Origin of the sequence: Prevotella sp. SGI.167 (assembly GCF_050313615.1) — a bacterium.
Lineage (GTDB): Bacteria > Bacteroidota > Bacteroidia > Bacteroidales > Bacteroidaceae > Prevotella.
Window position 1 is genome coordinate 1 of record NZ_JBNPLT010000014.1, and the last position, 13,928, is coordinate 13,928.

Annotated in this window: 13 protein-coding genes; 3 read left to right on the top strand and 10 right to left on the bottom strand. The window is 42.8% G+C overall.

Annotation, left to right across the window (positions count from 1 at the left end):
• Window positions 1-126: 126 nt before the first annotated feature.
• On the top strand, window positions 127-3,360 hold the full coding sequence (locus tag ACQRBJ_RS08680; RefSeq protein ID WP_445303360.1) for a S41 family peptidase: 3,234 nt from the start codon (window positions 127-129) through the stop codon (window positions 3,358-3,360).
• 163 nt (window positions 3,361-3,523) lie between these two features.
• On the opposite strand, the gene ACQRBJ_RS08685 is transcribed toward ACQRBJ_RS08680, so the two are convergent.
• Together ACQRBJ_RS08685 and fldA are read right to left on the bottom strand one after the other, a co-directional pair.
• Entirely contained in the window at window positions 3,524-3,877 is a 354-nt protein-coding gene (locus ACQRBJ_RS08685; RefSeq protein WP_089543800.1) for a DUF2023 family protein, read from the bottom strand.
• An 84-nt stretch (window positions 3,878-3,961) separates the two neighbouring features.
• A complete protein-coding gene (fldA, locus tag ACQRBJ_RS08690) occupies window positions 3,962-4,456 on the bottom strand; it encodes a flavodoxin FldA (protein WP_006848399.1) in 495 nt (164 codons plus the stop codon).
• Window positions 4,457-4,757: 301 nt separating this feature from the next.
• Here fldA and ACQRBJ_RS08695 point away from each other — a divergent pair, with 301 nt between their 5' ends.
• Window positions 4,758-6,194 carry an AAA family ATPase gene (locus tag ACQRBJ_RS08695; RefSeq protein ID WP_445303361.1) on the top strand — a complete coding sequence of 479 codons (1,437 nt, stop codon included), beginning with the start codon at window positions 4,758-4,760 and terminating at the stop codon, window positions 6,192-6,194.
• Window positions 6,195-6,265: 71 nt separating this feature from the next.
• On the opposite strand, the gene ACQRBJ_RS08700 is transcribed toward ACQRBJ_RS08695, so the two are convergent.
• Complete coding sequence (locus tag ACQRBJ_RS08700; RefSeq protein WP_445303362.1) at window positions 6,266-7,828, bottom strand: AAA family ATPase; 1,563 nt, start codon at window positions 7,826-7,828, stop codon at window positions 6,266-6,268.
• A gap of 330 nt (window positions 7,829-8,158) precedes the next feature.
• Between ACQRBJ_RS08700 and ACQRBJ_RS08705 the strand changes: the two genes are divergently transcribed.
• The gene (locus ACQRBJ_RS08705; protein ID WP_264951338.1) at window positions 8,159-8,413 is read left to right on the top strand and encodes a hypothetical protein; all 255 of its coding nucleotides are present in this window, start codon (window positions 8,159-8,161) and stop codon (window positions 8,411-8,413) included.
• Between the two features lie 188 nt (window positions 8,414-8,601).
• Here the strand turns inward: ACQRBJ_RS08705 and ACQRBJ_RS08710 are convergent, their stop codons facing one another.
• The 7 genes from ACQRBJ_RS08710 to ACQRBJ_RS08740 form a co-directional block, all read right to left on the bottom strand.
• The gene (locus tag ACQRBJ_RS08710) at window positions 8,602-8,943 is read right to left on the bottom strand and encodes an addiction module toxin RelE (RefSeq protein WP_441934451.1); all 342 of its coding nucleotides are present in this window, start codon (window positions 8,941-8,943) and stop codon (window positions 8,602-8,604) included.
• Window positions 8,933-9,178 carry a hypothetical protein gene (locus tag ACQRBJ_RS08715; protein WP_153127617.1) on the bottom strand — a complete coding sequence of 82 codons (246 nt, stop codon included), beginning with the start codon at window positions 9,176-9,178 and terminating at the stop codon, window positions 8,933-8,935. Before ACQRBJ_RS08715 ends, ACQRBJ_RS08710 begins: the two co-directional genes overlap by 11 nt.
• Window positions 9,179-9,321: 143 nt before the next feature.
• Window positions 9,322-9,921, bottom strand: coding sequence for an ADP-ribosylglycohydrolase family protein (locus tag ACQRBJ_RS08720; protein WP_445303363.1), 600 nt, complete (start codon window positions 9,919-9,921; stop codon window positions 9,322-9,324).
• Between the two features lie 32 nt (window positions 9,922-9,953).
• A complete protein-coding gene (locus ACQRBJ_RS08725) occupies window positions 9,954-10,163 on the bottom strand; it encodes an ADP-ribosylglycohydrolase family protein (RefSeq protein WP_445303364.1) in 210 nt (69 codons plus the stop codon).
• 131 nt (window positions 10,164-10,294) lie between these two features.
• Window positions 10,295-10,843 carry a phosphatidylglycerophosphatase A family protein gene (locus tag ACQRBJ_RS08730; protein ID WP_445303365.1) on the bottom strand — a complete coding sequence of 183 codons (549 nt, stop codon included), beginning with the start codon at window positions 10,841-10,843 and terminating at the stop codon, window positions 10,295-10,297.
• A 1-nt stretch (window position 10,844) separates the two neighbouring features.
• Complete coding sequence (locus ACQRBJ_RS08735) at window positions 10,845-11,009, bottom strand: hypothetical protein (protein ID WP_006848407.1); 165 nt, start codon at window positions 11,007-11,009, stop codon at window positions 10,845-10,847.
• 80 nt (window positions 11,010-11,089) lie between these two features.
• Window positions 11,090-13,924, bottom strand: a complete 2,835-nt coding sequence (locus tag ACQRBJ_RS08740) for a calcium-translocating P-type ATPase, PMCA-type (protein WP_445303366.1) — start codon at window positions 13,922-13,924, stop codon at window positions 11,090-11,092.
• Between the last annotated feature and the right edge of the window lie 4 nt (window positions 13,925-13,928).

The following is a 13,928-nucleotide window of genomic DNA, read 5'->3' on the forward strand; positions in this document are numbered from 1 at the left end:
TGATAGGCTCAGATTCCCATATCCTTATAAATAAGTAGTCTTTTCGTGGTTTTACGGAGTTTAGTTTGGTAGTTTCACATAAAAGCCGTAACTTTGCAACATAAATCAAACAGAAATTTTATAATAATGAAGAAACTGATTCTTAGTGCTGCTCTTCTGGCAGCATCTCTGGCATCCCAGGCCCAGCAGGGTCCGCTGTGGATGCGCTACCCTGCCATCTCACCTGATGGCTCTACCGTCGCTTTTGCCTATAAGGGCGATCTCTATTGCGTTCCTGCCAATGGTGGCGAGGCACGCCAGTTGACAACCAACGCAGCTTATGACTCTCAGCCTATCTGGAGCCCTGACGGCAAGAAGATTGCCTTCACTTCCAACCGCGAAGGCAGCCTGGATGTTTACGTCATCTCTACCAAGGGTGGTGCGCCAACCCGACTCACCACCAACAGCGGCAAGGAGACTCCTATCGCCTTCAAGGACAACGACCATGTACTCTTCTCTGCCAACATCATGCCTACAGCCCAGAGCAACCTCTTTGCATCTAACGAGTTTTCGCAGGTTTACGAGGTAAGCACAGAGGGCGGTCGTCCTAAGTTGTATTCCGTTCTTCCGATGGAGAACATCAGCATCAACAAGAACGGTCAGGTGCTCTATCACGACAAGAAGGGTTACGAGGATGCATGGCGCAAGCACCATACCTCTCCTATCACCCGAGATATCTGGATGCTCGACAATGGAAAATATCAGAAGCTTACTACCTTCAAGGGCGAGGACCGCAACCCGGTATGGGCTGCCGACAACCAGAGCTTCTACTATCTCAGCGAGCAGGACGGTTCCTTCAACATATACCGCCGCAACATCGCAAGCGGAAAGGATACACAGATTACGCAGCAGCAGAAGAATCCTATACGATTCCTCACCTCTTCCGATAATGGTTTGCTCTGCTATGGTTTCGATGGCGAAATCTATACCGTAAAGGAAGGTGGACAGCCGCAGAAGGTCAACATCTCCATCACAACAGATAACGATGAACCAAGCCTCATCCGCAAGGTTCAGTCCTGGGGTGCTACCGAGATTGCGCTTTCTCCAGATGCCAAGGAGGTGGCTTTCGTGATGCACGGCGATGTATATGTTACCTCTACAGAATACAAGACTACCAAGCGAATCACCGATACTCCTCAGCAGGAGCGCAACCTGAGCTTTGCTCCTGATGGCAGAAGTCTGGTCTATGCTTCTGAGCGCAATGGTGTATGGCAGATTTTCCAGGCTAAGATCAAGAACGAGAAAGAGAAGAACTTTACTTACTGCTCTGAGATAGAAGAGGAGCAGCTCACCAAGACCAATGTTACTTCTCAGTATCCTGCCTACAGTCCTGACGGCAAGGAGGTGGCTTTCTATGAGGATCGTGCTACCCTCCGCATCATCAACCTGAAGTCGAAGGAAGTGCGCACCGTGCTCGATGGCAAGTACAACTATTCTTACTCTGATGGCGACATCTGGTTTGAGTGGAGCCCAGACAGCAAGTGGCTCATGTGCAGCTACATCGGTAATGGCGGATGGAACAATACAGATATCGCCGTAGTAAAGGCTGACGGAAAGGAAGTTCACAATATTACCGACAGCGGATATAGCGACAGCAACGGTAAGTGGGTGCTCGACGGAAAGGCTATCCTCTTCGAGAGCGACCGTGCCGGTTATCGCAGTCACGGTTCATGGGGTGCTGAATACGACGCCTATCTCATGTTCCTCGACCTCGAAGCCTACGACCGCTTCCGCATGTCTAAGGAGGAACTCGAATTAGCCGAGGCCAACAAGGACGAGAAGGAGAAGAAGGCTGACGAGAAGGAGGAGAAGAAGAAGGAAAACAAGAAGAAGAAAGAGGAGAAGACCGGAAAGATTGAGGTGGATAAGGTGAAACCTCTCGAACTCGACTTCGAGAACTGCCGTGACCGTGTGGTACGTCTTACCGTCAACTCATCCAATATGGGTGATGCCATCATCGACAGCAAGGGAGAGAAGGTTTATTACCAGGCTGCCTTTGAAGGTGGCTACGACCTCTGGTGCCACGACTTGAAGGAAGGCAGCACTACCCTGATGATGAAGGGTATCGGTGGCGGTGGCTTCGTTGCCGACAAGGATATCAAGAACCTCTTCCTCTGCAATGGCAGCAGCATCAAGAAGATTGACCTGGGCAGCAAGGCTACTACCAACATCGACTTTGAGGCTCCATTCAACTACAAGCCTGCCGAGGAGCGCCAGTATCTCTTCGACCATGTATGGCGCCAGGTGGCTGACAAGTTCTACGATCCAAAGATGCAGGGTGTGGACTGGGAGTACTATCGCAAGGTATATGAGGAGTTCTTACCTTATATTAATAATAACTTCGACTTCGCTGAGATGTTGAGCGAGATGCTGGGTGAGCTGAATGCCAGCCATACCGGTTGCCGCTATTATGCCAGTGGCGCTTCTCTTTCTACCGCAGCTCTCGGTGCTTTCTTCGATCCTAACTACGAGGGTGACGGCTTGAAGATTCAGGAAATCATCAAGCGTGGTCCTTTCGCTGTGAAGAAGAACGAAGTTACTGCCGGCTGCATCATCGAGAAGATTGATGGCGAGGCTATCAAGGCGGGTAAGGATTACAACGCATTGCTCGATGGAAAGGCCGGCAAGAATGTACGTCTCACCATCAAGAACACCAAGGGCAAGACTTTCGACCTGACCATCAAGGCGATTTCGCAGGGTTATCAGCAGGAACTTCTCTACAAGCGCTGGGTGGATAGAAACCGTGCCATCGTGGATAGCGTTTCAAAGGGCAGAATCGCATACGTTCACGTCAAGGCGATGAACAGTGAGAGCTTCCGCACCGTATATAGCGAACTCTTAAGCGACAAGAACCGCAACAAGGATGCCGTAATCGTGGATGAGCGCCACAATGGTGGTGGCTGGTTGCACGACGACCTCTGCACTCTGCTCAGCGGAAAGCAGTATCAGGAATTTGTACCTCACGGCAAGGTTGTGGGCAAGGATCCATTCAACAAGTGGACCAAACCATCCTGCGTTCTGATCTGCGAGGACGACTACAGTAACGGTCATGGTTTCCCATGGGTATATAAGGAGTTGGGCATTGGTAAGCTGATTGGTACACCGGTAGCAGGTACAATGACCGCCGTATGGTGGGAGACCTTGATGGACCGCAGCCTGGTATTCGGTATTCCACAGGTAGGTTGCCGCGATATGCGTGGTACCTTCGGCGAGAACACCACCCTCTATCCAGACATCGAGGTATATAATTCTCCAGAGGATTACATCACCGGACATGATACTCAGCTCATCAGAGCCGTAGAGGAAATGATGAAGAAGTAAGAAAAAGGAATAATTCCGTCGAAATAGGTATTAAAAACAGGAATTATTCCGAGATTTCGATTGAATCAATCGATTGATTATATGAAAAGAGCGTGGTCGCCAATTGAGGCAATCACGCTCTTTCTTTATTAACATAATAATATTCCGAAGATAAAAGAAAAACTTAGCAAACTTTTTTCTTTCGCTCACAATAGCGTTCGCATTGGGCACAGATATCATATCCCAGCATGGCACCCAGGATGAAATCCTCCTCCGGTGTAAGCTGGCATAAGGGTTTGGTAACAATCATGCGGATAGCATCCAGGCATTCCTTCTTACCAAAGAAGAGATTCAGACGATCGTTGCCAACCGGCTGGATGATGTAATCAATGTTCTGACGCTCTAATCTTGTTATGGCAAAAGACTCATATTTCCTGTTGAAGGTGTAGAGCACCAGACGGCGCACGCCCTTCTTATATTCATATATATGATTCATCAGAACCTTCAAATCTACTGGTGTTGCGATTTCCTGCTGCATACTATCCGAATTAATCAAGTTTAAAATCAAGAATCAGAGAATTCCATCATTCTCTAATTCTTGAAAGATATATTTTAGAAAAAATTATAACGCTGGTTTGATAGCCTCGAGCCAGGCATCGATACGCTCCTCTGTCTTGTCATCCTCATTCACCTCATCAAGTGCGAGTCCCAGGAACTTGTCGCCATCAATCGCCTCACTGTCATCATAGGTGTATCCGTCAGTAGATACGCCAGGCAATACGGTAGCGCCAGCCTCAACGGCAGCATCATAGAGTTCCTTCATGCCGCCACAGAATGTATCAGGGTAAGACTCGCTGTCGCCACAACCAAACAGGGCCACGGTCTTGCCAGCCAAGCCGGCACTCTTCAATGTCTTCACGCCATCATACCAGTCATCCTGCATCTCACCGGCACCCCAGGTAGAAGTACCGAGAAGAAGATTCTCATGACTTGTGATAGTTGCATCATCGATGTTAGCTACATCTACAGCTTCCACGCCCAACTTAGAGGCGATGGTTTCGGCAATCGACTGGCATGAGCCAGTAGAAGAGCCATAAATTACGATTGTTGTTTTCATTTGTCCTTAATCTCTTTTAGTTACATTTATTTTCGGGTGCAAAGATACATCCTTTTTCCATCATTTGCAATACCTAAAAATGATGGTTTTGCAGAAATACCTAAATATGGGGATAGATAAAAAGTTTTAGGACGATTCATCCTAAAACTTTCTTAAATATAATAGTCTATATCTTGCCGATAAAGTATAAAAAAGCATAATTTCGGCAGAATATAATATACTATATCTTGCCGAAACCATTATTTTTTGTATTTTTGCACAAAATATCAAATACAAGAAAATAATAGGAAAGGAAGAAAATATGATTGTAGGAAGAAAAGAAGAAATAGCAGAACTTGATAAGCTGTACTATAGCGACCGCCCCGAATTCGTAGCAATATATGGACGTCGTCGTGTAGGAAAGACATTCCTTATCAAACAAGCACTGAAAGATCGTATCACCTTTCAGCATACAGGCGTGTCGCCTGTTGACCAAGATAACGACAGAAACAGACTGAAAACACAACTGGAAAGTTTCTATTATGCCCTTCTCAACCAAGGATTGGAAGGTTATAAGATGCCCAAGTCCTGGATGGAAGCGTTCTTCTTGCTCGAACAGTTGCTACAAGACCAAGACAATGGCGAACGACAAGTCATCTTTATCGACGAACTTCCGTGGATGGATACCCCTCGTTCCGGATTTCTTCCAGCCTTCGAGAACTTCTGGAATGGCTGGTGTTGTGGCAGGGACAATATCATGCTTGTGGTTTGCGGTAGTGCTACTTCCTGGATTCTCAGTAATCTATCAAGAAGCAAAGGAGGACTCTACGGACGCTTGACTGCAGAAATCAAGCTCTCACCCTTCACTCTGAAAGAATGCGAAGAGTATTTCGAGCATGCTAACATCCAAATGAGTCAATACGACATCCTGCAAAGCTATATGGTCTTTGGAGGAATACCTTATTATATGGGGTACTTCCAAAAAGGGTTAAGCTTCGAGCAAAATGTAGATAAGATTCTTTTTGGCAATAGACCTAGACTGAAAGATGAGTTTAACAGGCTTTTTGCTGCAATCTTCAACAATCCGGAAGATAGCAAAAAGGTAGTACGTTTATTGGCAACCCGCCATTCCGGTTTCACTCGTGAAGAAATCAGCCAAGCCACAGGTCTCCCTCTGGGAGGAGGTTTGTCTAACACCCTTGCAGCTTTGGCTGAAAGTGATTTCATCACAAGCTATTCGCCATACGGGATGCCCAAAAGTACAACATACTATAAACTGATAGACAACTTCTGTCTCTTTTGGCAGAAATACGTAGAACCCCATGGAAAGGAAACCGGTTTTGTAAGCGACAATATGACTTCTGATGTATTAAAAGCATGGCATGGAGTGGCCTTCGAAGAAGTTTGCTGGCAACATTTCCAGCAAATCAAGCAGGCTCTTGGAGTTGCTGGCGTAAAAACCTCGATCTCTGCATGGAACGTGAAAGGAACAGAGGAGAAAGAAGGCACCCAAATTGACCTGCTGATCATCAGAAACGACAATGTAGTAAACTTATGCGAGATGAAATTTGCCAGCGCTCCTTATACCATCAGCAAGGAAGAGGAACAGCGCTTGCGCCATCGCATAGAATCCCTAAAAGCAACGCTTTCTCCCAAGCAGTCCATTCATCTCACGATGATTACAACCTATGGGGTGGTGTATGGCAAGCATAGTGGAATAGTTCAAAAGGAAGTTAAAATGGAGGATTTGTTTAAATAAAACAAGCGTAGAATCCTGCTGGCAATGATGCCGGCAGGATTCTACGCGTTTTATCAACCTCAAGATGTCATTTATTTTATCACCCAATCCTCTATGCTTCGCTGGTCTTCCGAGAAGTAAACACCCACTTTCACTACCTTCCGTCCATCATCAGCAAAAGCCTTGGCATAGTCCTTATCGCTGATCTGCGCCATGGCGGTATCAGCAGACTTCTTATATTTCAACTCAAAGATAAAGATACTCTTATCCGTCTTGAGCACAAGGTCTATTCTTCCATCCGAAGTGGTATGCTCCACCTTCACATCTTCGCCAAGCATAGTGAAGATGGTGAACATCACGGCTTGATAGTGACGCGCATTATTGTTGATAATCGTATATGGGAACTTATCGTAGAATGCCTTTAAGTGGGGCATAAAGGCTCCCATATCGTCATTGATGAGCACATTCTTTTTATAAGCATATACGATTGCATCAAGTTCGCCTACCTCTGAAGGGGTATAATATTGGCAAAGACTTTCTGAAAAGCCTTGTCTAACTTCTTGATTAGGAAAACTGAGGTAATACATACCCAACAGCTTGTCATATCCTTTAATCGTAAGATAGCCACTTTGGAAAAGGACTGGCACAGGGTCAGTAATAGTCTCAGTAGGAACATCGAAGCGTTTTGCTCTAGCCCAGATATCATTTAAGTCCATCATATCCAAATTCTTCTGCTGCATCAATTCTATTAAGAACGTAGGCGTACCAGATGTAAACCAATAGCTATTAAACTCCTTATCGTCCAGAGCATTGATAATGCTGTAAGGATTGAAGATTTCCTCGCTATTGATACTGAAATGGTAGCCATCATAATGCTGCTTGAGTTGCTCTAAGGTCTCCTCATAAGTGAGTCCATTATGCTCAGCCATCTCCTCGATACCCTCACGGAAATACTGAGTCAATTCACTCTTGGTAATACCACAACAGCTACTGTATTCATCCTTCAACGTGAGAATCTTGAGATTATTCAACTCGCTAAAGATGCTGAGCTGACTAAACTTGGAGATGCCCGTGATGAATACAAAGCGAATGTTTCCCTCTTGCTGCTTCAATGGACTGAAGAAATCTCGCATGATGTTGCGGATGGTCTTCTGTAAGTCTTCGTCATTGACTGAATCATGCATTGGAGCATCATATTCGTCGATGAGAACTACAACTTGTTTACCTGTTTGAGCAGCTGCTGCAAGCAAGATGTTCTTAAGACGACCACCAAAAGACTTCTCATCTATTGGATTAACCTTTAAACCATATTTTTTCTCTTCTACTTCTAGTATTCCGTTTAGAATTGAATATGTATTCTCCAAACTATAATACTTACCACAGCTCAGATCCAGGTGGATGACAGGATATGCCGTCCACTCCTTCTCCATCTGTTCGATGGCAAGTCCCTTGAACAGTTCTTTCTTACCTTCAAAGTAGGCCTTGAGAGTAGATACAAACAAGGATTTTCCGAATCGACGTGGGCGACTCAGAAAATGAAACTTGGCATAATGAGCCAACTGATAGACGATAGCCGTCTTGTCAGCATAGAAGTAATTCCCCTTCACGATTTCGGAGAACGTTTGTATTCCCAAAGGATATCTCTTTGATGCCATAATCCTACCCTTAATAATCCAGGTACAAAGATACAGATAATATTTCAGAAAGCAAGCGTTTTTCTTATTATTAACAATAGTTACGAGCTATCTTACTAATAAAACAATGCTTATATTCCCCAACTTTTTGGGGAATATTTCCACATTCTTTCCCCATTTTCCACACCATCTATTTCTGGCATATTCAATATAAACACCTGATAATCAAGACATATTATTTTTACTCATCGATTTGGCACGCAGATTGCGACTATGAATAGCGGGTTCGACAACGAATCCACAAAGACAGTAAGTAACATTAAATAGTAACAATTTAAAAAAGATAAGATTATGAAGAAGTTTATGTTTGCAGCTATCGCAGCTATGGTAATGGTTTCAGTAAGCAATGTTTTTGCATCAAGCAGAATGGTAGGTAACGCAGAGGTAGCACCAGTTGATACCGTAGCCCCAGAAGCACCTTCAGATACATTGGCAACAGGTACTTCTATCCAGCCACAGGCTGGTGTTGAGGATTCTACAAAGCAGGAGAATGCTACTGAGGCTACAACAGAGAATGCTACAGAGCAGCAGACAACTGCCGAGTAAAAGATAAAGAACAGTTCATTTTGCAGCGTTATTCATATAATAGAATTTAGTTTTTTAAAGGTAATTAGATTTATTCAGGTTACAATAGATATTGCATAGATAGAAATTACAAGGTAGACTTTTAGGTTCGTTTTTTGAAAGTGAATCCTGCTGGCAGTGATGCCGGCAGGATTCTGTGTTATTATGCTCTAAAACAAACCATTCCGTTTCATTAAATTCAATAATTCTTTATCAGAGATAGATTCCATTTCTGATTTATCATAAATGGTCAATAGTTCTATAAAACCATCCTCTTCATTCATGATTGCCACAAAGGAAATAACTCTGGCACCACCACTTTTTCCTTTACCTTTAGAAGCAATACTCATTCTTATTTTTCTTAACCCTTTACCCAAATCTACCCCTTGAAGAGGATTAGATTGAAGAGAATGCAAAAAATCTTCGTAATCTTGCTTGATAGACTTATAGCGCTTACTTAATTTCTTCAATCTACGGGCAAACTCAGGTGCAACCTCTATCCTATAACTCATTAAGCAAATCCTCCGCAGGAATAAAATCCATTTTTCCTTCGCGATGAAGCTTCAATTCCGTAAAAGCCTGATTGATACTAGCAAGGGCTTCTTCCTTAGCCTTTGCATTCTCCACGTCTCTTTTAGCTTGCGCCAATTTTTTAAGATAACGTGCTGCTTTTTCCAAATAGCTCTCGTCATTAGAAAGTACGCCCAAGCTATTATAAATATCAGTATTCAATTGCATTACATTCATTATCGAATCCTTTCTTTTAGCTAGTAATTATGCAAACGAGCAATATGAAAGTCAGCTTTAAAATTGCCGAATGCAGTCTATTTGGTGCAAAGATAAACAAAAAGCATGAAACTCACAAGAGATTTCGTACTTTTTATATGTTTTTATCGATACATTGCGTAGAATTCCTGCACCTTGTTATGGAGCATAGAAGCATAGAGAAGACCATTCCTCCATTCTTCAGGAATTTGGTCTATTCCAAATTTAGCACCCAGGATAGCTCCTGCTACTGCTGCATTAGCCACATTGTCCTTCATAAGTCCTACCACCGAAGTTCTCATGACGGCTCCATTAGCTGCAGCTTTTTTCTTTCCCATCTTCCAGATAATCTCTGCAGCCTTCTGTGGATTCGAAGTATAGTCGCCAAGAGCCATTACATTATAGGTATGCCGGCCAATTCCCATGCCTCCGTTCATCATCCATTCCTTAAACCTTCTGGCAATATCAAGAATATCTACCTTTTGACAAGCCACAAAGGAATCTAAGATGCATAGCATCATGTCGGTATCATCTGTCCAGTCGCCTCTTTGCCAACGACGACGATGATCATCCTGCACGATTTGTGAATAGTCCTCAATCCCATTAGGATAGAAACGATCCACCTCTTGCTTGGACATAAACTCCGTGCTCAGTCCCAAGGCATCTCCTACAGCTTGTCCGAAGATGATACCGAGGAATCTTTCTTTTAAAGTTTCATTTTCCATATTTTTTTCTATTCATACAACCAATCGTAAATTCATCCATATCTGGCAATAGTACTGTACCGATTACACAGCTCCACTTTTTTAACGACAACAGCTATTCCTCCAGCCATACACGCCATCTTGTCAGCATCACCACCAAAAGAGATGGCATTACGGATAGCTGAAGTATAACTATCTGCTTCGATATATGAGATGATAGATTCAGGAACACTCGTCAGCCATTTTGCAACAGCCAAGGTCATAACCGTATCATCCGTAAAACGAGGCTCTTTGTATATATCGAAGTCCCCATGCTTCACTGGATGAAATTCATACGCAGCCCCCGAAGCAATCGCCAGCGATAGCTCTAATGAAACCAGTTGTTGGTACTTTTTTACAAGTTAAATGTCCCATGAATATTTTCTACTAGATGGAAATATCTGATTATAAATGTTACAATAAATGCATAGAAGCCAGCCAATGCATCGTCAAGCATACACCCCCATCCACCATGAATATTCCGGTCTATCCATCTGCAACCAAGCGGTTTAGTTATATCTATCACTCGAAACAACACAAAACCTATTGTTGCAAGGGATATTGAGACATAAGCTGGACCATCTACACAAACAGCTGCTAAAGCAGCAACCCACGTACCAAAGAACTCATCAATTACGACAGCCCTAGGGTCTTCCCCCCAATATTTCTCCATCACATTATCAGTCCAGACTCCAATCAACAAAGAACTAACAACCAATAAAATTGTAGCCACCATCAACCCTACCGGAGAAAGGACATAATAAAGACCTATCCAAATGAGCAAAGCCAAGAAAGCACCTGCTGTACCAGGTGCTTTAGGTACAAAACCTGTGCCTAATCCTGTGGAAATAATTACATGAAGCCAAGGAGCTTCACCTAACTGTTTATTATTGTTATTACTCATATTATTTTCCAAACAATGCCTTCAGAACTATCTTGCCAATTTTTCTTTCCAATCCTGCCTTTGAGGTTGGAATACCTGTCTCACGAGCAAACTTTTGTTTTGCTTGCGTGATACCTAAAGCCCGATTTAAGGAGAATGACACTCCTGGTATTTTAAACTTAGACATATCTTTATAAATTTTAGAAATTGATAAAAAAGAGTTGCGCCTTCTATCTTAAAGAATAACGCAACTCCTTCTATTTTATTTTAGATTTTCTTTAGCAAACTCCAGATTTCACGAATCCAAAGCACAAGTGAAGAACCAACGATGATGATTGCCCAATCCTCAAACTTCAAACCAGTAACATTGAAGAAGTCTTGCAGCATTGGTATTTCAACCATAAGTACTTGTCCTCCAAAGATAACAACTACTATGACAAGTAATCCCTGACAACCCTTAAAATGAAGTGCACTCTTACCAGTTTCAAATGCACGAGCATTGAAGAGATAGAAGAAATGCGTCATCACAAACGTCGTAAAGAGAAGCGTTAACTCGTATGTACTCAATCCATCTCGTTCACCTAACTGGAAATTCAAGAAGAGTTCTCTCATCGACGTATAGTCACCATGCTCAAAGATGTAGAGCATTGCCACAAGTAAGAAGAAAAAGAATAATCCGACCCCAATTATATCCTTACGCATGGTAGGAGTGAGAATAGAAGCCCTTCGGTCACGAGGCTTATCTTCCATCACCTTACGTGAAGGCGGCAATGAGGCGAGAGCAATTGCAGCAAAGGTATCCATTATAAGGTTTATCCACAACATCTGCGTTACTGTAAGCGGAGACTCCGTACCCATAAAGGCACCACAAAGAACCAACAAACAAGCCGTTACATTGACTGTAAGCTGGAAGAGCAGGAAGCGCTGGATATTCTTATAAAGAGAACGTCCCCACATAACAGCATTCGCAATAGTTGAAAAAGAATTGTCTTGTATTGTCATATCACTGGCCTCTTTTGCAACAGCAGTACCATCACCCATTGACAGACCGACATCAGCAGCATTAAGCGCTGGAGCATCGTTAGTACCATCACCCGTGGCAGCAACTACCATTCCTTTCTGCTTAAGCAACTTTACCAACCGTTCTTTATCGTTAGGGCGCGCACGAGAGAGGATCTTCACATCTTCTACGCGGTCAACTAATTGCTCATCAGACATAGCTGCGAATTCAACACCTGTAAGAATATTCTTCTCACCATCAGTATCATTCCAAAGACCAATCTGACGACCAATTTCCTTTGCTGTTCCAGAAGTATCGCCTGTAACAATCTTCACTTGAATACCAGCATCCAAACATTCCTTAATAGCAGCAGGAACTTCCTTACGTACAGGATCAGAAATTGCAAAAATACCAGCAAATGCAAGCCCTTCAACATTGAGTTTACCATCCTTAAATACTTCTTGATTTTCATCCAAAACTATGTACGCCAAACCAAGTGTACGCATAGCCTTATTCTGGTATTCCAAAAGTTGCTTGCTATATGTCTGGTTCTGTTCATCTGACACATTGGAAAGACCAAGAAGAATCTCAGGAGCACCTTTCACATAAGCGACCTTCTTATTCAGCTCAACAGACTTAGCAACAGTAACCATGTATTTATTTTCCGTAGAGAAAGGCAAGCGATCTATTACCTCTATTTTTTCGCGCAGAGCAATATAGTCAAAGCCCTTACTATTAAGCCATAAAAGTAACGCACACTCCGTAGGATTACCTACAGCCTTAATATTTTTAAGATCTGTAAAGTCCAAATTTGCCGTAGTGTTAATGGCTATCATTTCTGCCAAGAGATTATTAGAAATATCTTCCAAATGGGTATCGGCAACCAGCATTCTATTCTGCGTAAGTGTACCAGTTTTATCTGTACAAATCACAGACGTAGCACCCATCGTCTCACAAGAATGCATAGTACGAGGCAATGTATTCTCTTTCATCAACTTTTTCATAGAGAAAGCAAGACTCAATGTTACAGACATCGGTAAACCTTCTGGCACTGCAACAACAATAAGAGTCACAGCAATCATAATAGTATTCAATACATATGTCACAAAGTTTATCCATCCTTCACCAGTAGAGAAGTCTGCATTACCCATATAGAAAAATATACCAATACGACCAATAATTATTAATACAGCAAATACATAGCTTGTATATGTTATCAATTTTGCCAATTTGCCAAGTTCTTCACTCAATGGAGTTTTAACACCTTCTTTCACCTGGGCAGCCTCAAAGACTTTACCACTTTCCGTTGCATCTCCAACTTTAGTGACTTTAGCAACACAATATCCTTCGAGAATGATTGTACCCTTCATAATCTGATTAGAAGGATATGTGGCCTCCTTATCAAAACAAGCCTCATCTGTTGTCTTAGCACATTGCAATTCTCCTGTAAGAGAAGACTCATTCACATTGAGATTCAAACTTTGCAAAAGTTCACAATCTGCAGGAATTTCCTCACCTGTCTCCAACAAAACAATATCACCAACCACAATATCCTTGCGTGGCACCTGACATACATTATTGTTACGAATAACCTTAACCAGTGTATCATCATTAGCAACATTAAGGCTTTGAAATGTTTTCTCGTTTCTTTGCTCCAAAACAAAGGCTATACTTGTAGCTAATATCAATGCTACTATAATACCTATTGGTTCAAAAAAAGTTTTAAAGCCTGTACCTACCCAACAATACTCATAGATAGATATGCCCATAGAAAGGACAAATGCCATAATGAGGATTTTAAAGAGAGGGTCACCAAAGCCTCCAAAGAATCCCACAATAAGGATTAAAACCGTAGCAAGAGCTATAATAGCTGGCATACTCCAAATGATTGGTCCCATGCCACCAACCAAAATACCTGCAACAACAACGGAAAGCACCACTAAAGAAAACATGGATATGGATATCCAGTGTGTACATGCTTCTTTGAGTGTATCCCAAATCGTTTCTTTCTCTGGAGGTGTCAAAACATTGACGCCATACCTTTGTCGGCTTTCGAGCACTTCGGCATCGGTCAAGCCTGTGTAATGATGTTTTTGTTCCATAATA